This is a genomic window from Nostoc sp. UIC 10890 (assembly GCF_054786515.1).
The window spans coordinates 147443-172583 of sequence record NZ_JBSGKF010000003.1 but is presented as its reverse complement, the minus strand read 5'-3'; the positions used below and the strand labels follow the sequence as shown (position 1 = coordinate 172583).

3 protein-coding genes are annotated in these 25141 nt (G+C 40.5%); all 3 read left to right on the top strand.

Annotation, left to right across the window (positions count from 1 at the left end; genetic code table 11):
* The first annotated feature begins 45 nt into the window (after positions 1 to 45).
* Genes ACWATR_RS31855 through ACWATR_RS31845 form a run of 3 tightly spaced genes read left to right on the top strand, consistent with a single transcriptional unit; the run spans position 46 to position 25133 of the window.
* On the top strand, positions 46 to 8871 hold the full coding sequence (locus ACWATR_RS31855) for an SDR family NAD(P)-dependent oxidoreductase (protein WP_460341771.1): 8826 nt from the start codon (positions 46 to 48) through the stop codon (positions 8869 to 8871).
* Between the two features lie 30 nt (positions 8872 to 8901).
* On the top strand, positions 8902 to 19305 hold the full coding sequence (locus ACWATR_RS31850) for a type I polyketide synthase (protein ID WP_460341768.1): 10404 nt from the start codon (positions 8902 to 8904) through the stop codon (positions 19303 to 19305).
* A complete protein-coding gene (locus ACWATR_RS31845; protein WP_460341765.1) occupies positions 19302 to 25133 on the top strand; it encodes an amino acid adenylation domain-containing protein in 5832 nt (1943 codons plus the stop codon). Before ACWATR_RS31850 ends, ACWATR_RS31845 begins: the two co-directional genes overlap by 4 nt.
* Positions 25134 to 25141: the final 8 nt, after the last annotated feature.

Here is a 25141-nt window from a genome sequence, read left to right as displayed (position 1 = left end):
CTAACTAAGTACTGAAAAGCCTACACTATAAAGAAAAATGCTACAATGATTACACCTTCATATGAAAATTTAGGTGCAAATGTAAAAGCACTAAGTAACAGTGGGTATCTGGGTATGTCAGCAGATGCTCCAAAAAGTTTGTCAAAAGTTTTACAAAGAGCAGTCAAAAAGCATTCTGGGCAAGACTTAACATATATTAACTTGGATGGTTCTGAGTATAATCAATCGTATCAAGATTTACTTGAGGAAGCGCAAAAAATCTTGGGAGGGTTAAGGAAACTGGGACTCAAACCCCAAGACAAAGTAATTTTTCAGTTAGAACGAAATCAAGATTTTATTGCTGGTTTTTGGGGTTGTATTTTAGGAGGTTTTATCCCTATACCAGTTCCTGTGCCAATTAATTATGAAGAAGGCAGTAATAGTACTAACAAGCTTCATCATATTTGGCAGCTATTAGAACAATGTTTGATCCTAACAGATATTAAATCAGTATCGAAAATACAACCTTTGTCAAAACTCTTTCAATCAGAGCAGTTTGAGACAATCGCCATTGATGAGTTACGAGAGTGCGAACCAGATAAAAACTTGTATGTCAGCCAACCAGAAGATTTAGCATTGCTAATGCTTACTTCCGGTAGTACAAGTATACCCAAAGCGGTAAAAATCTCTCATCAGAACTTGTTAAGTATGACGGCAGGCACAATCATGATGAATGGCTTTAACCGTCAGGATGTAACCTTGAATTGGATGCCGATGGATCACGTGGGAGCGCTAGTGTTCCTTAGCATTATGGCAGTGGATTTGGGTTGTCAGCAAGTTCACATACCAACGGAATACATTTTGCAAAATCCTCTCAACTGGCTAGATTTGATTACTCGTCACCAAGGAACAATTAGCTGGGCTCCGAATTTTGCCTTTACCTTATTGTGCGATCGCGCCGAAGAAATTAGCTGTAAACATTGGAATTTATCTTCCATGAGGTTTTTGGTAAATGCTGGGGAACCTGTTATCGCCAAAACTGCGCGAAATTTCCTGAAATTACTGGGTCAACATGGGTTACCATCCACTGCACTGCACCCAGCTTTTGGTATGTGCGAAACCTGTTCAGGAATCACTTGGTCAAATAGTTTCTCTTTGGAAACCACCTCAGACGAGGATACCTTTGTTTCGGTTGGTGGTCCCATACCCGGAGCATCTGTGCGGATTGTAGATGAAAATCAACAAGTGGTGGAAGAGGGGACAATTGGACAGCTGCAACTTCAGGGAAATTCAGTAACCATAGGCTACTACCAAAATGAGGAGGCGAACCAAGAAGCTTTTACAAAAGATGGTTGGTTTAACACAGGTGATTTAGGATTTTTAAAAGGTGGATGTTTAACAATTACAGGACGACAAAAAGATGTAATTATTGTTAATGGAGTAAATTATTATAGTCATGAAATAGAAGCTGTTGTTGAAGAATTAGGAGAGGTTGAAGTTTCTTATACCGCTGCTTGTGCAATTTGGAATGAAAATAGAAGTACAGATAGATTAGCTATATTTTTTAACACAGAAAAGACTATTGATAATGGTTTAGTGGAGCTAATTAAATCAATTCGCACTCACGTTGTCAAATCTATTGGGATTAATCCTAATTACTTAATTCCGTTAGAAAAGACAGCTATTCCGAAAACTTCTATCGGTAAAATTCAAAGAAAACAATTAAAAGAACGGTTTGAAAACGGAGAATTTAAGGAAATTATTGCTCAAATTAGCACAGCTTTGGCTGAATTAAAAGCACAGAATTTTGTTTCGGGGAATGAGTTGGAACGTGATGTAGCCGAGATTTGGCAAGGAGTATTACAGATTCCGGAAGTGGGGATTCACGATAACTTTTTTGAGTTGGGTGGACATTCTGTAATGCTAGCACAAGTTCACAGTAAGCTACAGGAATTATTTGACACAACCTTGTCAGTTGTAGATTTATTTAAATATCCGACAATTCATACAATAGTTGAATATTTGACAAAAAAAGATTCATTAGAGGGATCATCCCAAGACGGAATTGCCCGTGCGAAATTGCGAACATCAGCAGTTAATCAAAGAGATGTAGCGATCATTGGCATGGCTTGTCGCTTCCCAGGAGCAGAAAATATTTCTCAATTTTGGCAAAATTTATGTGATGGAGTGGAATCAATTTCTTTTTTCTCTAAGGAAGAAGTCCTGAATGAAGGTATTCACAAGCAACGATTGGAGAATAAAAACTACGTTAAAGCTGCACCTATTATCAAAAACATCGAAGAATTTGATGCCAACTTTTTTGGCTATAGTACACGAGAGGCGATGATCATAGATCCCCAACAACGCTTATTCCTTGAGTGTGCTTGGGAAGCACTTGAAGATGCTGGTTACGATGGAAACACCTATGAAGGTGCAATTGGTATGTATGCAGGTGCGGGGATGAATACATACTTCATGCACAATTTATTCCCCAATCGGAATCAGTTTAATGCTGAAGATGGACCTAATTTAATGATGCTGGATTCTATGGGAGGATTCCAAATTCAAATTGCTAATGATAAAGACTATTTACCTACAAGAGTATCTTATAAATTAAATCTCAAGGGTCCAAGTCTGAATGTACAAACGGCTTGTTCAACTTCTTTAGTAGCGATCCACACAGCTTATCAAAGTGTGGTAAGTGGGGAGTGCGACATGGCTTTAGCGGGGGGAGTATCGGTTAGTGTGCCCCAAAAAGCAGGTCATTTATATGAAGATGGGATGATTTTGTCTCCTGATGGACATTGTCGCGCCTTTGATGCTAAAGCTCAAGGTACGATTTTTGGCAATGGTTCAGGAATAGTTTTATTGAAGAGATTGAATGAAGCCATCGCCGATGGGGATCATATTTACTGTGTGATTAAAGGGTCAGCCATTAATAATGATGGAGCTATGAAAGTGGGGTATTCTGCTACTAGCCAGGAAGGCCAAGCTACTGGTGTGACTGAGTCGATTGCTTTAGCAGGAATTAACGCTGAAACTATTACTTATTTTGAAACTCATGGTACAGGAACTTCTATGGGAGACCCCATTGAAGTGGCAGCTATGACTCAGGCTTTTAGATCTACTACTAATAAATTAGGATTTTGTGCTATTGGTTCGGTAAAAACAAATGTAGGACATTTACAAATTGCTTCCGGAGTTGCAGGGTTCATAAAAACTGCATTAGCTTTAAAATATAAGAAAATACCACCAATCTTACATTTTGACCAACCCAACCCTTTGATTGATTTTGCCAATAGCCCATTTTATGTAAATAAAAAGTTACAAGACTGGAAAACTGATGGAATTCCTAGACGTGCAGGGGTTAAATCACTGGGAATTGGTGGTACAAATGCTTGTTTAATTTTGGAAGAACCACCGAATCAAGTCAAAACAGGTCGTGGGGAGGGAAGCAAAAATAATGATTATCAGGAGCGTTCGCTTCACCTGTTAACTTTGTCAGCTAAAACACCAAAAGCACTCGAAGAGTTAGTCAGTCGTTATGAGCATCATCTGGAAAGCAACGTAGAGTTAGAAATAGCAGACATCTGTTATACAGCTAATACAGGACGTAGTCATTTTGATCATCGATTAGCAATTATCGCCTCTGACACTCAAGTTTTAACTGATGAATTAGTAAAAATTAGTGGTAAAGAAGAAATTAATGGTGTATTCACAGGAAAACCTTCTAGTAATAATCAATCATCATTAATTGCCTTCCTGTTTACTGGACAAGGTTCACAGTATATAAATATGGGAAGGCAACTCTATAAAACCCAACCTGTCTTTCGTAGAATCTTGGAGCAGTGCGAACAAATTCTACAACTATATTTAAAAAAATCGATTTTAGATATTATTTACCCAGAAGATAATCAAAAATTAAACAGTAGTATTATTGACCAAACCGCCTATACCCAAGTAGCTTTATTTGCAATAGAATATGCTCTTTATAAACTATGGGAATCCTGGGGAATAAAACCGGATGTGGTGATGGGGCATAGTGTTGGGGAATATGTGGCAGCCACAGTAGCAGGAATATTTAGTTTAGAAGATGGCTTAAAACTGATTGCTCATAGAGGAAGACTAATGCAACAGTTACCCTCTGGGGGTGAAATGTTATCTGTAATGGCTTCAATTGAAAAGGTAAATCAACTAATTGCACCATACTCTCAAAAAGTAGCGATCGCATCGATTAACGGACCCCAAAGCATTGTCATTTCTGGTGAGGCAGAAGCAATTGGAGCGGTTCAAAATAGCTTAGAAGCAGAAGACATTAAGACAAAACGACTGCAAGTATCCCACGCATTCCATTCACATTTGATGGAACCAATGTTGGCGGACTTTGAAGCAGTAGCATCAGAAATAACCTACAATCAACCAAATATTCCACTAGTATCAAATGTAACGGGAGCTAGGGCAGAAAATAGTATTGCCACAGCAAGCTATTGGGTAAATCATGTCCGGCAACCGGTGAAATTTGCCCAAAGTATGGAGACATTACAGCAAGAAGGTTATTCCATCTTCTTAGAAATTGGACCCAAACCAACTTTGTTAGGCATGGGAAGACAGTGCTTGCCAGAAGATGTGGGAGTTTGGTTGCCTTCTTTGAGACCAGGTCAAGAAGACTGGCAGCAAATGCTACAAAGCTTGGCTGAACTATATGTGCATGGAGTTAAAGTTGATTGGTTAGGGTTTGATAAAGATTATTCTCGTAGCAAGGTAGTATTGCCGACTTATCCTTTTCAACGGCAACGTTATTGGATCGAGGCTTCCCAGGGATATACGAAACAACTGAATCAACAAATGTATCCACTATTGGGAATTAAGGTAGAACTACCATCCACCGAGCAGATAATTTACCACCAGCATATCAATCTAACCAGTCATCCCTGGATTAGAGACCACAAACTCTACGATACGGATGTAATTCCCGGTGTGAGCTATATTGCCATGACATTTGCAGCTGTGGGCACACCAGTAGCGGTGGAGGAGGTTAACTTTATACAACCTCTAATTTTGGCAACCGCCAATACTACCCGTGAAACAGAACTGTTGATTCACCCTGCTGATACTACCCAGACTAAACAAAAAGTACAAGTTTTTAGCCGAGATGCTACCTCCAAAGACCAATGGGAGCAGCATGCTGAAATGACTTTAGTGAAGACCCCCCCGTCTTTGCCAGTTTTAAACCTAGACATCAAAGCTCTCAAGCAAAAGTTGAGAGCAATTGATAATGATAATTTAAAAGAAATTTACAACCAAATGTATGTGAACACAGGCTTCTGGATCGGTCCGATGCTGGATGCAATGCGTCAGGTTTGGGTAGGCGAAGGAACTTACCTTGGGGAAATCGAAGTGCCACAAGCCTTGGAATCCCAACTTGCTGGGGAACCAATCCATCCAGCTCTTCTTGATGCCTGTGCTCGCGCAACTCCTGAGATTTTAGATTCTCGTCTTGATGAACCAGGAGTATTTTGGACTCCATGGAAGGTGCAGGGGATGACCCTGAGCCGTCCAGCTCCGCGCCGTTTCTATGCCTATGTTAATCAACCCACTCGATTCAATGAACAATTGCAGACCCGTACTTTTGATATGCATCTACTAGATGAAAAGGGTCAGTCCTTTGGTCGCATTGACGGTTTTACCCTTCGACGTGCTCCCCGTGAAAAATTTTTGAGGAGTTTGCAACTTACACAAACGGAATCAATTACAGATTGGTTGTATTCTGTGGAATGGAGAAGCAAAGGTCTTTTGGGTAGGCTGCCAGCCCCTGATTTCCTGTTAACACCAGTAGAAATAGAGCAAAAACTGACGAAGGACCTTACAGAATTAGTTACTCAGATAGATGACAATAGTACTTTGCTTTTCGCAAGAAGCTTAGAGGAATTAAGCGTAGATTATATAGTGCAAGGACTGCTGTCAATGGGTTGGTCATACAAACTGGGAGAGACTTTTGACTCCGATACAGCAGCCCAACGCTTAGGAGTAGTTCCAACTCAGCAGCGATTATTCAAGCGTTTATTACAAATATTATCAGAAGCGGGCATTCTTGAGTGCAAACAACAACAGTGGAAGGTTGGACAAACCTTGGAAAAAGTCAACCCCACGGGAAAAAACCAGAATTTACTTCGCCAAGCTCCAGATGAAGCTGCAACATTGACATTATTAGACCGTTGTGGTACTCAACTGTATGGGGTACTGCGAGGAGCAGTAGACCCAGTGCAACTGGTTTTCCCCCAAGGAGATTTAACTACAGCAACCCAACTGTATGAAGATTCAAGTGCAGCCAAGGTGATGAACACTATTGTGCAAAAAGTCATCACCCAAGGCACCGAGAAACTACCTCCGACAAGAGGAATACGGTTATTGGAAATTGGAGCTGGAACAGGAGGAACCACTAGTTATGTTCTACCTAATCTAAATCCAAGCCAGGCACAATATCTGTTCACAGATATTGGAGCATTATTCACTGGTAAAGCCCAAGAAAAATTCCGTGATTATAAATTTTTAAAATATCAAACCTTAGATATTGAAGAAGACCCAGCAACCCAAGGATTTGAATCTTATCAATATGATGTAATTATTGCAGCCAATGTCCTCCATGCAACAACTAATATCAAGCAAACACTATCCAATGTGAAGCAATTGTTAGCACCAGGGGGAATGTTAGTTTTGTATGAAGCAACAACTCGCACAAGTTGGGTGGATTTAGTCTTTGGATTGTTAGAAGGATGGTGGAAGTTCCAAGATTATCAATTAAGACCAGACTATCCTCTGCTAAGTCGTAGTAATTGGAAGAAAGTGTTAGAGGATACAGGCTTTACTCAGGTAGTTACCTTGCCAGAAGTTCAGGGAATGCCAGAAATATTGTCTCAACAAGCAGTAATTATAGCTCAAGCACCTCAAACAATTGAGTGCACTGGATCAACAGCGAAGAGTTGGTTGCTATTCGCAGATGATAAAGGGGTTGCTCAACAACTAGCAAGACAACTAAATTCTCATGGAGATGTTTGTACCTTAGTATTTGCTGGGGACAAATATGAACAAATTGCCCCAACAGAGTTTACTATTAACCCCAATAACCTATCAGAATATGAGCTACTCATAAGGGAACTAGCAACATCTTCACCATCATTAAACGGAGTAGTGCAATGTTGGAGTATCTCTTCAGGAGTAAGTAAAACTATCAATTCTGACGAATTAGAAAAGTTATCTTTCAATGGGTGTGGCACCACCTTATTTTTGCTACAGGCATTAGTCAAAGGGGGGTTATCTCAACCACCCTGGTTATGGTTAGTGACTTCTGGTTCTCAACCAGTACCGACGAATCACCCAGTCATACCAGGAGTTGCCCAATCTTCACTATGGGGAATGGGTAAAGTGATTAACTTAGAACACCCAGAACTCAACTGTGTACGCATAGATTTAGACCCACTGCAGGCCATAGAAGATCAAGTAAATGCACTATTTAATGAAATCTGGTCTCTGGATAAGGAAGACCAGGTAGCATGGCGTGGTAATTCTCGTTATGTAGCTAGGTTGGTGCCCAGTTCTTATAGGCAAACCTTGATCGAAGGACGACAGTCATCATCAGATAATGTAAATACTCAAAAGCCTTTAAGTTTCCGCTCCGATGCTACCTACTTAATTACCGGAGGTCTGGGAGGTTTGGGCTTACTAGTAGCCCATTGGATGGTATCCAAGGGAGCCAAGAATTTAGTCTTGGTAGGGCGCAGTTCACCGGATGAAGCCGCCAAGAAAAAACTCACGGAGTTGGAAATGGCCGGAGCGGCAGTGGTAGTAGAAAAGGCAGATGTGTCTGATATTACAGCTATTACAAGAGTGCTGCATAACATTGAGAACTCCAAGATACCATTAGCGGGGATAATTCATTCTGCGGGAATGTTATCTGATCGGGTATTGGCAAATCAAACTTGGTCAAGCTTTGAGAAAGTTATGGCTGCCAAAGTCCAGGGAGCTTGGCATCTGCATCAATTAACTCAAAATCAGTCATTGGACTTTTTTGTGTTGTTTTCTTCTGTTGCATCCCTGTTGGGTTCTTCTGGTCAAGGAAATTATTCTGCAGCCAATGGGTTTCTTGATGGTTTAGCCCATTATCGTCAAGCTATGGGACTACCAGGATTGAGCTTGCATTGGGGGGCAGTTTCTCAAGTGGGAGAGGCTGCAGAACGAGGTGTCGAAACTAGGATTCATCAACAGGGTATGGGTGTGATATCTCCGAACCAGATGTTAGAATGCCTAGAATTACTAATGAGTGGTAATGCTAGACCGGAAGGTAAGCTATCAGACGCTGAAGTAGGGATTGTGCCAATTGAGTGGTCAGCATGGCAGGAGAAAGTAGCCAATTGGACATTTTTGTCAGATTGGCAAAAAATTATCCAAACAACTTATGGTGTAACTGGCTCGGAATTTCTGTCTAAGTTGGAAGCTGCAGCGACCGAGGAGCGTCGTTCCCTATTAGTGGCTCATATCCGTCGTCAATTATCCTTAGTAGTGGGAATCAATAATCCCGAATCTATTTCATTAGAAACTGGCTTTTTTGACCTGGGTATGGATTCTTTAACTTCTGTGGAGTTGAGGAATAAGTTACAAACTAGTTTGAGTTGTTCGGTACCATCTACTTTGGCTTTTGATTATCCTACAGTTGGTAAGCTAGTAGATTATCTAGTATCAAATGTTCTTTCTATGGAATTTTGTAATTTATCTGATGATTTGGAGTTGCAAAACGAGAATGAAACTGAATTAACAATTCCTGCAGAGCTAGAAGAACTTTCGGAATCAGACGCTGAAGTTTTGCTTCTTGAGAAACTTAGAAATATTAGTTACTGAAAATAAATTTAAATAAATTTTTACGTGGACATGAATATTAATAGGCGTAATACTTCTAACTCAAAACAAGCTGACTCTCTATCGCCAACTAAACAAGCGCTACTTGCCTTAGAGAGGATGCAATCCAAACTGGACGCTTTAGAATATGCCAAGACTGAACCAATAGCAATCATTGGAATGGGCTGCCGCTTCCCCGGAGGTGCATCTACTCCGAAAGGGTTTTGGGAAGTTTTAAAAAACGGAGTAGATGCCATCACTCAAGTACCCCCAAATCGATGGAATCTTGATAATTACTATGACCCAAACCCAGAATCTCCTGGTAAAATTTATACTCCTTATGGGGGATTCATTGAGCTTCTAGATCAGTTTGATGCTAATTTGTTCGGTATTTCTCCTAGAGAAGCGATTCATTTAGACCCTCAACAGCGATTACTATTAGAAGTTACTTGGGAAGCCATAGAGAATGCTCTAATAAATCCGACTGAACTTAACGGAAGCCAAACAAGTGTTTTTACTGGCATTTGTGGCAATGATTATTACCAACGCGTAATTGCTCAAGACTCAGAACAAATTGATGCTTATGTTGTATCAGGTAATGCTCATAGTACGGCATCGGGGCGAATTTCCTATATTTTAGGGTTACTCGGACCTTCTTTAGCAGTAGACACAGCCTGCTCCTCTTCTTTGGTAAGTGTGCATTTAGCTTGCTCCAGTTTAAGAAGAGGAGAATCTAACTTAGCATTGGCAGGAGGAGTGAATAGAATAATTTCTCCAGAGGTAAGTATAGCTTTTTCTAAAGCCCGTATGTTGTCCTTTAATGGGCGATGTAAGACTTTTGACGCTAGTGCAGATGGTTTTGTTCGTGGTGAAGGATGCGGTGTTGTTGTACTCAAACGTTTATCAGATGCATTAACTGATAAAGACAATATCTTGGCTGTGATTCGGGGAAGCGCCATTAACCAAGATGGTCACACCAGTGGTTTAACGGTTCCTAACGGTCCTTCTCAACAAGCAGTAATTCGCCAAGCTTTGGAAAATGGGGGAGTAGAACCGGCAAATATTAGTTATTTTGAAGCTCATGGTACAGGGACATCCTTGGGAGATCCGATTGAAGTTGGAGCCCTAGGGACTGTATTTGGCACAAGCCACTCTAAAGAGCAACCTTTAATAGTTGGCTCAGTAAAAACTAACATTGGACACTTAGAGGCAGCAGCAGGAGTTGCTGGTTTGATCAAAATAGTCCTACAACTGCAAAATCAACAAATAGTACCATCACTGCATTTTAACCAGCCTAATCCTTATATTAATTGGTCGGAATTACCAGTAAAAATTCCGACGCAGATTAGCCCTTGGACAACAAATGGAAAAAGCCGTATAGCTGGAGTTAGTTCTTTTGGGTTTAGTGGAACTAATGCTCATGTAATTTTAGAAGAAGCTCCGACTCAACAGTCCCAGGTTAAGGATTCTGATTTGGGTGAGCATCCTTGGCACATACTAACCTTATCTGCCAAATGTGAAAAAGCACTGCAAGAAATGATCCAAAACTATGAAGAATTTTTAAGTAGTGATAATACAGCAACAATTGCTGATATATGCTTTAGTGCTCATATAAGTCGCAGCCATTTTGACTATCGCCTTGCTTTAGTAGCTCCATCAACCGAGAAATTGCGCCAAAAATTAAAGGTTTTTCAAAAAAAACCGGAAGATACTCTAGGAGTGGTGAGGGGTCAAGTTGACAGTAAAAAGTTAGCAAAAATAGTATTTTTATTCACTGGTCAGGGTTCCCAATATATCAATATGGGAAGACAACTATATGAAACACAACCTGTCTTCCGTAGAATCTTGGAGCAGTGCGAACAAATTCTACAACTATATTTAAAAAAATCGATTTTAGATATTATTTACCCAGAAGATAATCAAAAATTAAACAGTAGTATTATTGACCAAACCGCCTATACCCAAGTAGCTTTATTTGCAATAGAATATGCTCTTTATAAACTATGGGAATCCTGGGGAATAAAACCGGATGTGGTGATGGGGCATAGTGTTGGGGAATATGTGGCAGCCACAGTAGCAGGAATATTTAGTTTAGAAGATGGCTTAAAACTGATTGCTCATAGAGGAAGACTAATGCAACAGTTACCCTCTGGGGGTGAAATGTTATCTGTAATGGCTTCAATTGAAAAGGTAAATCAACTAATTGCACCATACTCTCAAAAAGTAGCGATCGCATCGATTAACGGACCCCAAAGCATTGTCATTTCTGGTGAGGCAGAAGCAATTGGAGCGGTTCAAAATAGCTTAGAAGCAGAAGACATTAAGACAAAACGACTGCAAGTATCCCACGCATTCCATTCACATTTGATGGAACCAATGTTGGCGGACTTTGAAGCAGTAGCATCAGAAATAACCTACAATCAACCAAATATTCCACTAGTATCAAATGTAACGGGAGCTAGGGCAGAAAATAGTATTGCCACAGCAAGCTATTGGGTAAATCATGTCCGGCAACCGGTGAAATTTGCCCAAAGTATGGAGACATTACAGCAAGAAGGTTATTCCATCTTCTTAGAAATTGGACCCAAACCAACTTTGTTAGGCATGGGAAGACAGTGCTTGCCAGAAGATGTGGGAGTTTGGTTGCCTTCTTTGAGACCAGGTCAAGAAGACTGGCAGCAAATGCTACAAAGCTTGGCTGAACTATATGTGCATGGAGTTAAAGTTGATTGGTTAGGGTTTGATAAAGATTATTCTCGTAGCAAGGTAGTATTGCCGACTTATCCTTTTCAACGGCAACGTTATTGGATCGAGAGCACGGAAAGTCAAAGCCAAAAAGCAGCTTATTCCTCTTGTAAAACAGAGAGTACTCCAATTTTCGATTTGCTAATCCATGGGAATATCCAACAGTTGGCTCAACAAATAGAAAAAATTGGTAAATTTTCTCCAGAACAAGTCAATTTCCTGCCAGAATTTCTGGAAGTATTAGTAAAACAGCACCAGAAACAACTAATTACAGAAACTACCAAAGATTTCTTGTACCAAGTACAGTGGAAACCTTTAGTTGATACCCAACCCAAGACAAGCATTAAACCTAGCCATTGGTTAATTTTTGCAGACACCACCGCAGTAGGGGAAAAATTAGTTCAGCAATTGCAATCGCACCATTGTGAATGTAGTTTAGTTTATCGAAGTGATTGCTACCGAAAACTAGACGAAGGTACTTATCAACTCAATCCCACAGAGGCTCAAGAGTTTGAACAACTAATTCAAGCTATCGAGGAAAATAGTAAATTACCCTTACTCCATGTGATTAATTTGTGGAGTTTAGATATTCAAGGAACGCAAGACTTAACAACCACAACTTTAAAACAAGCACAACTTTGGGGATGTGGCACGGTGCTACAACTAGTGAAAGTGCTAACTAAAACCAAAAGTGTAGCCAAACTGTGGTTAGTGACTCGAGGTGCTCAATTAGTCAAATCCCAAACCGAATCAGTCTGTGTGGCTGCATCACCCTTGTGGGGAATGGGGCGAGTAATATCTCTGGAGCATCCCCAACTGTGGGGTGGAATGGTAGATTTAGACCCAATTTCTCCAGAATCAGAAGCATACACACTACTACAACTTCTAGTAAATTCTAACCAATTAGAAGACCATCTAGCTTTACGGGCAGATAATTTATACTTTGCTCGTTTAGTCAAGCAATCTCTCAAACCATATGATTCTGTGTCACTCAAGGATAATGCGACATATTTAATAACAGGAGGATTGGGAGCTTTAGGATTACACACAGCGCGGTGGATGGTTCAACAAGGAGCAAGGCATTTAGTACTCACCGGACGTAAGCAGCCTAACCTTGAAGCTCAACAAATCATTGAAGAACTGCAAAAGCTAGGGGCACAAATATTAGTCTTATGTGGGGATATCTCCGATGAAGTTGATGCGACTACAATTTTTTCAGAAATTGAAGCATCTTTACCGACCCTAAAAGGTGTAATTAATGCTGCTGGGGTATTAGATGATGCCTTGCTCCACTCTATGAGTTGGGAACAATTTACACAGGTGATGGCACCGAAAGTACAAGGGGCTTGGCATCTTCATAATTTAACTCAGAATAAAGCTTTGGACTTTTTTGTTTGTTTCTCCTCGATGGCTTCATTGGTAGGTTCACCCGGTCAAGGAAATTATGCCGCAGCTAATGCTTTTATGGATGCTTTAGCCCATCATCGACGGGGAATGGGTTTACCAGGTTTAAGTATTAACTGGGGACCTTGGGCACAAGCAGGAATGGCAGCAAGCTTAGATAATCGTAATAGAGATCGAATGGTTGCCTCTGGAATCACTCCTTTGACTCCAGAGCAGGGATTGCAGGTTCTAGGACAACTACTCGAACAGTCCTTACCACAGGTAGGAGTTTTATCGGTTCAATGGTCAGTGTTCCAAGAGAAATTTAGTTTTGGTAATCAAATACCATTACTTTTGGAATTGCTAGGAGAAACCGAATCACAACAAAAAGCCTTTAGAACAAAGACAAAGCAAAATGAGCTTTTAAAACGATTGGAATCTTTGCCTTGTAAAGAGCGCTACCATGTATTGAGAACTGAAATTCAGAGTGAAGTAGCTAAAGTATTGGCGCTCAATGATTCCCAACTACCTGGTTTTGAGCAAGGATTCTTTGACTTGGGTATGGACTCATTAATGGCAGTGGAATTACGTAACCGCATCACCCAATTACTAAAGGTGACATTACCCTCAACCCTAAGCTTTGACTTTCCCAACATTGAACAACTAACTAAGTATATAAGCTCTCAAATACTAGACCTGAGTACCTCGAATGATGGTCAGCAGCCAGAACAAAAAGTAAAAGCTGCAGAACATGAACCCATAGCGATTATAGGTATGGGATGTTCCTTACCTGGTGGAGCAAACACCCCAGAAAAATTCTGGGAATTATTGCATTCAGGTACTAGTGCCCGTGAAGAAATTCCAGCACAGCGATGGGACGTCAATAGCTACTATGACCCAGACCGAGAAGCCGCAGGTAAAATGGTCACCCGTTACGGTCACTTTATTAGTGGAGTAGATCAATTTGACCCAGAATTTTTTGGCATCTCTCCGAGGGAAGCAACAGCCATGGATCCCCAACATCGGTTGCTACTGGAAGTAAGTTGGCAAGCCTTAGAGCGAGCCGGACAAAAGGTGGAACGTCTATCATCCGAACCCGTTGGGGTATTTGTGGGTAACGATGGACATGACTACGAACAACTGATGCAAAAGCATTTAGAGCAAGATCCCAACAGTACCTTTGGCACCTATACATGCACTGGTAACAGTCCTTCCAGTGCGTCAGGACGTTTGGCTTATACTTTTGGGTTCACGGGACCAACAGTAACCATTGATACCGCCTGTTCTTCTTCCTTAGTGGCGATTCATCAAGCTTGCAACAGCATACGCCTGGGAGAATGTCAGATGGCAATTGCTGGGGGAGTGAAACTCCATCTAACTCCTAGTAGCTATATTTTTACTTCCCGAGCCGGAATGATTTCCCCAGACGGATTGTGCAAAACCTTTGATATATCAGCGGATGGTTATGGTCGGGGAGAAGGCTGTGGTATGGTGGTGCTCAAGTCTTTGAGTCAAGCCCAAGCAGACGGTGACCCAATTTTAGCCTTGATTCTGGGCAGTGCGGTGAACCAAGATGGACCCAGTAGTGGCTTAACAGTGCCTAATGGCCAGTCCCAACAAAAATTGATTTTACAAGCACTCAAACAAGCTCGGGTAGAACCGGCAGATATTAGCTACTTAGAAGCCCATGGTACGGGTACATCTTTGGGAGATCCCATAGAGGTAAATGCAGCAGCAGCAGTACTAGGGCTCCAACGTTCACCAAGTCAGCCCTTGTGGATAGGTACAGTAAAGACAAATATTGGGCATTTGGAGTCGGCAGCGGGGGTATCGGGACTAATTAAGGTAGTACTATCTCTACAGCATCAGCAAATACCTGCCAATTTACATCTGCAAGAGCCTAACCCCAAGATTGACTGGCAACCTTGGTTACAGGTACCTCAAGCTTTGACCCCTTGGGTTGGGCCGAAAGGTAGGTTGGCGGGGGTAAGTTCTTTTGGGTTTACGGGTACTAATGCCCATGTGGTGCTATCGGAAACCCCTGCTGCCATTGCCAGTTCTACAGTAGAGTATGAGCGTCCACTACATCTGTTGCAGTTGTCAGCCAAAAATGACTTGGCTTTGGCACAGCTAGCCCAACGCTATAGTGACCATTTAAAAACGCACCTAGAGCAGGACTTAAGGGATATCTGCTTTACTGCCAATAGTAGTAGGTTGGCTCACAAGCATCGTCTGGCGGTGGTCGCGAGCAATCGAAAAGAGTTGCAACAAAAGCTGGGTAACTTTGGTACAGATTCAGAAAGGATGGATTTGGTAACTGGACAAGTCAGTAGTAGTCAGTTGACCAAAGTTGCAATGCTTTTCACTGGTCAAGGGTCTCAATATGTGGGTATGGGTCGCCAGCTTTACCAAACCCAACCGACCTTCAAACAATTTGTGGATCAATGTGCCCAAATATTAGAAAACTACTTAGACAAACCTTTATTAGAAATACTTGATGTCGCTCAAGTACAGGAAAATGTCCTAGCTCAAACCGCCTATACCCAAGTAGCTTTATTTGCAATAGAATATGCTCTTTATAAACTATGGGAATCCTGGGGAATAAAACCGGATGTGGTGATGGGGCATAGTGTTGGGGAATATGTGGCAGCCACAGTAGCAGGAATATTTAGTTTAGAAGATGGCTTAAAACTGATTGCTCATAGAGGAAGACTAATGCAACAGTTACCCTCTGGGGGTGAAATGTTATCTGTAATGGCTTCAATTGAAAAGGTAAATCAACTAATTGCACCATACTCTCAAAAAGTAGCGATCGCATCGATTAACGGACCCCAAAGCATTGTCATTTCTGGTGAGGCAGAAGCAATTGGAGCGGTTCAAAATAGCTTAGAAGCAGAAGACATTAAGACAAAACGACTGCAAGTATCCCACGCATTCCATTCACATTTGATGGAACCAATGTTGGCGGACTTTGAAGCAGTAGCATCAGAAATAACCTACAATCAACCAAATATTCCACTAGTATCAAATGTAACGGGAGCTAGGGCAGAAAATAGTATTGCCACAGCAAGCTATTGGGTAAATCATGTCCGGCAACCGGTGAAATTTGCCCAAAGTATGGAGACATTACAGCAAGAAGGTTATTCCATCTTCTTAGAAATTGGACCCAAACCAACTTTGTTAGGCATGGGAAGACAGTGCTTGCCAGAAGATGTGGGAGTTTGGTTGCCTTCTTTGAGACCAGGTCAAGAAGACTGGCAGCAAATGCTACAAAGCTTGGCTGAACTATATGTGCATGGAGTTAAAGTTGATTGGTTAGGGTTTGATAAAGATTATTCTCGTAGCAAGGTAGTATTGCCGACTTATCCCTTTCAACGGCAACGTTATTGGATTGAGACAAATAATAATCTAATACATCAAAAACAGTTTTTATCAAATCATAAAAATCTTCACCCTCTACTCGGTAAAAGATTACATTTAGCAGCCTTAGAACAGCAAATTCGTTTTGAATGTCAAATTAGTGCTTCTCAACCAACTTACCTGCAACACCACTGTGTTTTTTCTCAACCTGTTTTCCCAGCAGCAGCTTACTTGGAAATAGCCTTAGCAGCAGGTTCAATTTTATTCAATTCAAATGATTTAATCCTAGAAGATATAGCAATCCAAAAAGTATTAATCTTATCAAAAGATGAAATTAAAATAATTCAGATAGTTTTAAACTTACAGTTAGTACAAAGCTATAAATTCCAAATTTTCAGTTTGGATATAAACACTAATTCTTCAGAACCTAAATGGATTCTACATATTGAAGGAAAAATATTACTAGGTAATAAAGACCCTCAATTAGAAACAACAAACTTAAAAGCGATTAAAGACGAGTGTAACCAACAGATATTACCTACTGAATTCTACCAAAAATTTGAAGAATGGGGTCTTAATTACGGTTCTTCTTTCCAAGCCGTTAAACAACTGTGGCACAGTGAAGGAAAAGCACTAGGTGAAATTCAGTTACCAGAAACTGAGGTGAATGTTGCAACTTTATACCAACTGCACCCAATTCTTTTAGATGCTAGCTTCCAGGTGTTAGCAGCAGTTATGGGTAAAACGGACAACCAAGAAACTTATTTGCCATTGGAAATAAAACGACTACAAATTTATCGGAGTGGTAGTAATAGTTTGTGGACTCAAGTAGAGATAGATGCAACAGAAACTAATAAACAAACTTTGAGCGGTAAAGTTTGTTTATTGGATGAACAAGGAATAGTAGTAGCAAGAGTTGAAGGTTTAACTTTATTACGTACTTCTCACGAGGCTTTGTTGCGTAATATTGAACCAAAATTTAATAATTGGTTATATCAAATCCATTGGCAAACCCAATCAATTTCACCCCATAACCAATCAATTGACTTAACAAAATCAGGTAGCTGGTTACTGTTTTCCCCACCCACAGGTATAGGCAAAGATCTAGTAGAATCCTTAGAACAACAAGGTTGGCATTGTATATTAGTAACACCAGGGGAAAATTACCAGCAGTTAGAATCTCAACATTATCAAATCAACCCCAACCATCCTGAGGAATTCCTGCACCTATTACAATCAAGCTTGGAGCAGCAACCCCCATTACGAGGAATTATTCACCTGTGGAGTTTGGACTCAACAATAGCACTAAGGACTGGGGCACAGGAGTTGCAAAAATCCCAAGAACTGGGCTGTGGCAGTGTACTTCATTTAGTCCAAGCCTTAGTAAAAAATCAAGATATGGAAAGTGCCCCATTATGGTTAGTGACTCAAGGCTCACAATCTGTGGGTAATGAGTCCCTTCCTATACAATTCCAACAAACACCTTTATGGGGGTTAGGTCGAGTAATTGCCCAGGAACATAGGGAATTACAATGCAGGTGTTTAGACTTAGATCCAACTATGGAAGATTCCCAAACAGTAGCTGCTTTGTTAGAGGAACTATTATCTCCTGGTGATGAAAACCAAATTGCTTACTGTCAAGGGGTACGTCACGTTGCCCGGTTAGAGCGGCAACAAAAAATGAGTACATCTACACAGTCCGGATTACAAATTTCCTCGCAACAACCATTTCAACTGAAGCTATCAGAATATAAGTCTTTAGACAACCTAATCCAAGCCGAAGCCAGTTACTTAATTACCGGAGGTCTGGGAGCACTGGGGTTAAAAACCGCTGAGTGGATGGTACAACAAGGGGTCAAATATTTAGTACTTACCGGACGTAGGCAGCCATCAGCAAAAGCTCAACAAACCATTGAACAATTACAGAAGGCAGGAGCGCAAGTATTAGTCCTGTGTGGAGATATTTCCCAACAAGAAAATGTGGCAAGAATTATAGAGTCAATCAAAGTATCTTTGCCAGCATTACGAGGAATAATTCATGCTGCTGGGATATTGGATGATGGTTTGTTGTTAAACATGAATTGGGAAAAATTTACACGGGTGATGGCACCAAAAGTACAAGGGGCTTGGCATTTGCATAATTTGACTCAGAATCTACCTTTGGACTTTTTTGTTTGTTTTTCCTCTATGGCTTCAATATTGGGTTCGCCTGGTCAAGGGAATTATGCTGCTGCTAATGCTTTCATGGATGGTTTAGCCCATCATCGACGGGGTATGGGTTTACCTGGCTTGAGCATTAACTGGGGGCCATGGGCACAAGAGGGAATGGCAGCAAATTTGGATAGTCCTCATCAAGGTAGAATGGTGTCCAAGGGAATGACTTTTTTGTCTTCAGAACAGGGATTGCAGGTTCTAGGACAATTACTCGAACAATCCATACCACAAGTAGGAGTCCTACCAATTCAATGGTCAGTGTTCCAAGAGCAATTTAGTTTTGGTAATCAAATACCATTGCTGTCCCAATTGGTAAAAGAAAGCAAATCTCAGCAAAAAGCCCTCAAAACAAAGACAAAGCACAATAATTTTTTAGAACAGCTAAAAGCTGCTTTACCAAGAGAAAGAGAAAAGCTTTTGATAATTTACATTAAAGATGAAATTTCTCAAGTACTTTCTTTGAGCACTTCTCAAATTGATATGCAACAGCCCCTGAACACTATGGGACTTGATTCTCTAATGGCTGTGGAATTGCACAATAGGCTTCAAACTGACTTGCTCGTGGATATATCTATAGTCAAATTTATAGAAGATATCAGTATCGTTGATTTAGCAACTGAAGTGAATGAGCAACTGAGCCAAGTTGCTCAGAATCAAGGAGTTGAGTCAGAAAATAATGGGCAACTCTACCAAAGCAATGGGAAAGAAAACGAGCGGATAAGAGGTGAATTATGAATTTAATCGAATTTTTACAAGATATTTCAATAAAAGGTTGGCAAGTGTGGAGTGAGGGCGAACGGCTTTGTTACGATGCTCCTCAAGAAGAATCAACTGCTTTAGTATTAGCTCAACTGAAACAATACAAAACCGAAATCTTACAATTGCTGCGCGATCGCCCAGATATTTTAAACGTCTATCCCCTTTCTTACGGTCAACGGGCACTTTGGTTTTTGTGGCAATTAGCACCAGAAAGTCATGCTTATAACGTATCATTTGTCGCTCGTATTTGCTCAACAGTAGATATTACAGCAATGCAAAAGGCATTTGAGAAACTAATAGAACGGCATCCTATATTGCGTACAAATTATCCCAAACTCGGATCTGATTCAATCCAACAGGTAAATAATTTTCAGGAATTAAATTTCTTGCAAATTGATGCTTCTGCTTGGAGTGAAGATGAACTGAAAGGGAAAGTGATTGAGAGCCATCAACAATATTTTGACCTCGAACGAGGACCTGTTATGCGAGTTCGGTGGTTTACTCGTTCCAAGAAAGAACATGTCCTGTTGCTGACCATACACCACATTGCTTGCGATGCCTGGTCTTTAGATATGTTAATACAGGAGTTGCCACAACTCTACCAAGTACAATGGGCTGATTTTAAGACATCCCTTTCTCCTCTAAAGCATTCTTACCAAGATTACGTTCGTTGGCAGAGGAATATTTTGCAGGAGACTGAAGGGGAAAGACTCTGGAACTACTGGCAGCAAAAACTGACAGGCGATTTGCCAGCACTAAACCTAGCAACCTCAAGACAGCGACCACCGATAAAAACTTATAATGGTGCTTCCCATCACTTCAAGTTATCTGACAAGCTCACTAAGCAACTCAAGGAGCTGGCTTTAAACTCGGGAGCAACACTTTACATGATGCTCTTAGCAACTTTTCAGGTGTTTTTGTATCGTTACACAGGCCAGGAGGATATTTTAGTCGGTTCTCCCACCTCAGGTAGGAGTCAAGCTAAGTTTGCTTCGATCTTGGGCTACTTTGTTGATCCTGTTGTTATGCGAGCAAATTTATCGGGAAATCCCAGTTTCAAAGATTTCCTCGCCCAAGTGCGCCAAACCGTATTGGAAGCACTTGCTCATCAAGATTACCCATTTGCTCTATTGGTAGAAAAGCTACAGCCACACCGCGACCCCAGTCGTTCGCCGATTTTTCAGGCTTCTTTTTCTCTACTGCAGTTCCAAAAATCTCAAGATATACAGAAGTTGTTTGTAAATCAAATAGAAACCTATGTTGATTGGGGAGAATTGAAGATAAAACCTTATGAAATACCTCAACAGGAAGGTCAGTTAGATTTAGGTTTAGAAATGGTGGAGGGGAGTTCATCTGTTTTTGGGGTTTTTAAGTACAACACTGACTTGTTTGATGAGTCAACCATTGAGCGCATGGCTGGTCATTTCCAGAATTTATTGTCAGCGATTGTGGAAAATCCTCAACAAAAGGTAAGTGAATCACCCCTATTGAGTGAAGTAGAACGGCATCAGTTGTTGGTGGAGTGGAATGATACAGCAAAGGAATATCCCAGTAAATGTATCCATCAATTGTTTGAGGAGCAGGTAGAGAGAACACCGGATGCAGTCGCGGTGGTATTTGAGAATCAGCAGTTAACCTACCAACAATTAAATCAAAAAGCCAACCAACTAGCACATCACCTGCTTTCCTTGCGAGTCGAACCAGAGGTGCTGGTAGGGATTTACGTGGAGCGTTCTTTTGAAATGGTGGTAGGACTCTTGGGGATACTCAAGGCTGGTGGGGCTTATGTACCCCTTGACCCCAATTATCCCCAAGAACGGTTGAGTTATATGTTGGCGGATTCAGGTGTTGAGGTGTTGTTGGCTCAAAAGTCCCTACTGGAATCTTTGCCGTCACATACTGCACAGGTGGTTTGTTTGGATAGTGATTGGGAAGTGATTGAGCAACACAGTCAGGAGAATCTTGATGTTGGGGTATGTTCAGATAATTTGGCTTATGTGATTTATACTTCTGGTTCTACTGGAGTTCCCAAGGGGGTTGGGATTGAACATTTTTCTTTGTGCAACCTTATTCAAGCACAGAAAAATTTATTTTATCTAGAACCAAATAGTCGTGTTCTTCAATTTGCTTCTATAAGTTTTGATGCTTCAGTTTCGGAAATATTTATCGCTTTGACTTCTGGAGCAATGCTAATTTTGGCTATAGCTTCTGAGTTAATCCCCGGTTCGGATTTAAAGCGAATTTTACAAGAAAGATGTGTAACTCATGTTACGCTACCTCCCTCTGCCCTGGCAGTACTAGCTACTGATGAATATCCATCCTTGGGTCAGATAATTGTGGCAGGGGAAGCTTGTAATTTAGAATTGGCCAATCAGTGGTCTGTTGGTCGTCGTTTGTTTAATGGTTATGGACCTACTGAGTCTACTATTGGTGCTGCAGTGGCTCAAATTAGCCATGGTAGCGAGAAAGTTACTATCGGTCGCCCCATTGCAAACACCCAAATCTATATCTTAGATAAGTACTTAGAACCAGTACCCATAAGTGTATCCGGAGAATTATACATCGGAGGTTATGGCTTAGCCAGAGGTTACCTCAACCGACCGGAATTAACTTTAGAGAAATTTATCCCTAACCCCTTCAATAGCAGATCAAAACTATATAAAACTGGAGATTTAGCTCGATACTTACCAGATGGTAATATTGAGTTTCTTGGTCGTCTTGATAACCAGGTGAAAATACGTGGTTTCCGCATAGAACTAGGAGAAATAGAATCAGTTCTGAGTACCCATCCTCAAGTACAGCAAGTCGCAGTCACCGAAAGGGAAGATACTCCGGGTCACAAACGGTTGGTAGCATATTTAGTTCCTTTTCAGTCAAAAGAAAAAGATCCCCAGCCCCAGACAGGAATTGAACTTTGGCCCTCAGTAGCAGAATTCTACGTTTATGATGAGCTCTTGTACTATGCGATGACCAATGATCATCGTCGAAACCAGAGTTACCAAGTCGCAATTAATCAAATGGTTAAAGATAAAGTAGTTGTTGAAATTGGCACGGGCAAGGATGCAATTATAGCCAGATTTTGTGCAGAAGCAGGTGCTAAGAAAGTCTACGCAATTGAGAGAGACGAGCAAACCAGTAAGTTAGCTTCAGCTTGCGTGCAAGAGTTGGGGTTATCAGAACAAATTCAAATCATACATGGAGACGCTACTACAGCCAACTTACCAGAAGAAGTTGATGTATGTGTTTCTGAAATTGTGGGACCCATTGGTGGATCTGAAGGAGCAGCAGTAATTATCAACAACGCCAGAAGATTTCTCAAATCAGATGGTGTAATGATTCCCCAAAGAAGTGTGACTCAAATTATTGCAGTAACTCTTCCTGATGAATTACTAAATCAACCTCAATTTACAAAAGTTTCAGGTTATTATACCCAGAAGATATTTGAGCAAGTTGGATATCCTTTTGATTTACGAGTATGTATTAAAGGATTAAATCAAGTAAACTGGTTGTCCAATCGAGGAGTTTTTGAGGATTTAGACTTTAGCAAGCTTGTTAGCACAGAATCTACTCACCAAATTAAATTAACTATTGAAAAATCAGGAAGATTAGATGGTTTTTCAGTGGGATTAAACTTACACACAATTGAAGGAGAATGTATAGATATTTTAGAAAATGAACATTGCTGGTTACCAGTTTATCTTCCAGTGTTTGAACCAGGAATTTATGTAAATGAAGGAGATATCATCGAAGCTGTTTGTACGAGAACGCTTTGTGAAAATAATTTGAATCCAGATTATACTCTTCGAGGTCGTCTTTTAAAAAAAACTGGAAAAGAGATTGAGTTTGAATACATCTCATATCATTGGAAACAATTGTTTAAGCAAAACCCTTTTTATCAACGATTGTTTGCTGAAAATAATCTAGAAGATTACGCAATTAATAAGTCAAAGCCTGAACGTAAGGTACTGAGTAGCAATGAATTGCGCTCCTACCTAAAGTCTAAATTGCCAGAATATATGCTCCCCTCTAGCTTTGTCATCTTAGACACCCTACCGTTGACACCCAACGGTAAAGTAGACCGCAAAGCCCTAAGTGCACCTGATGGGGAAGTTAGCCGAGAAGATGAATACGTCGCACCACGCACAGAAATAGAACAAATCTTAACCAACATTTGGCAAGAACTGCTCCTTAAAGAACAAGTCAGCATCCATGACAACTTCTTTGAAATTGGTGGCGACTCCATCCTTGGTATTCAAGTAGTTTCTCGTGCCAAAAACTTAGGAATACAAATCACTCCCAAACAAATATTCCAAAATCAAACCATCGCCAAACTAGCATTAGTAGCCAATACAACAGTTACTGTCAGTGCTAACCAAGGTATAGTTACTGGAGTTGCACCCCTAACACCAATTCAACAGTGGTTCTTTGCACAAAATAGCCAAGAAGCACACCATTACAACCAATCAGTTTTATTGCAGATTCCCAATCATCTGCAAACTGAATTAATCGAAACAGCCTTGAAAAAATTATTAGAGCATCACGATGCTCTGCGTTTACGATTCACATCAGTTGCATCTGAGTACAAACAAATAAACCATGGCTTTGATGATCCCGTAGCATTTACTGTAGTTGATTTATCATCAACTCCTGTCATTGAACAACCACAAGCTTTATCACAGATCGCCACGGAATATCAAGCAAGTTTAAACCTCTCAGAGGGACCTTTAATGCAAGTGGTGATGTTTAACTTAGGTAGTGAAGTTGATGCCCGTTTACTGATTATTATTCATCACCTAGCAGTAGATGGTGTGAGTTGGCGAATTTTACTATCAGACTTAGAAACAATCTATCAACAACTAATCGCTCAACAATCAATACAGCTAAGTGCGAAAACAACAGCATTTATTGATTGGGCAGATAAATTGAAAAATTATGCACAATCAGAAAAAATCAAACAAGAGTTAGACTATTGGCTCAACCAACCTTGGTCAGAAACAACACCACTACCATTAGATTCTGCTCACACTCAAGCAGAAAAAACAGTTGATAGTGCGATTAATTATAGAGTGAAATTGAGTCCAGAAGAAACCCGCGCTTTGCTGGGGTCAGTAAACTCAGCTTATAACACACAAATTAACGATATCCTCCTCAGTGCATTAGTAGTTTCCTTGGCAGAGTGGACGGGAGATTCAAAAGTACTAATTGACCTAGAAGGACATGGCAGAGAAGAACTATTTTCAGATGTAGACTTATCAAGAACAATAGGTTGGTTTACCAGTTTATTCCCAGTATTATTGCGATTACCAGACGATAACAAACCAGCAGAAGTTATCAAGTCAATTAAAGAACAATTACGAGAGATTCCCCATCGTGGTATTGGCTTTGGTATATTGCGTTACTTGTGTGAAGATACTACTGTAACCCAAAAACTACAGACAATTCCTACTCCAGAAATTAGTTTTAACTACCTAGGACAATTTGACCAAATACAATCGGAAACTGGTTGGAAATTTGCGCCAGAATCTACTGGAGATAATCATAGTTCAAAGCAAACTCGTCACCATCTATTAGAGATTAATAGTCTGGTGGTAGAAGGTGAATTACAAATTGATTGGACTTATAGTAGTAATTTTCATACTTATGATACAGTAAAAAAATTGACACAAAGCTATATTCAAGCAATCAAGTCAATAATAGAACATTGCCAGTCAGAAAATGGTTTTGGATATACAGCTAGTGATTTCCCAGATGCACAGTTAAATCAATTAGAACTTGATGAGTTATTAAAAAATTTGGGCAAATAGTGTAAATA

Coding starts and splice junctions, on each gene's coding strand:
- ACWATR_RS31850 (WP_460341768.1), top strand. CDS start 8,902: ATGAATATTAATAGGCGTAATACTTCTAACTCAAAACAAGCTGACTCT.
- ACWATR_RS31855 (WP_460341771.1), top strand. CDS start 46: ATGATTACACCTTCATATGAAAATTTAGGTGCAAATGTAAAAGCACTA.
- ACWATR_RS31845 (WP_460341765.1), top strand. CDS start 19,302: ATGAATTTAATCGAATTTTTACAAGATATTTCAATAAAAGGTTGGCAA.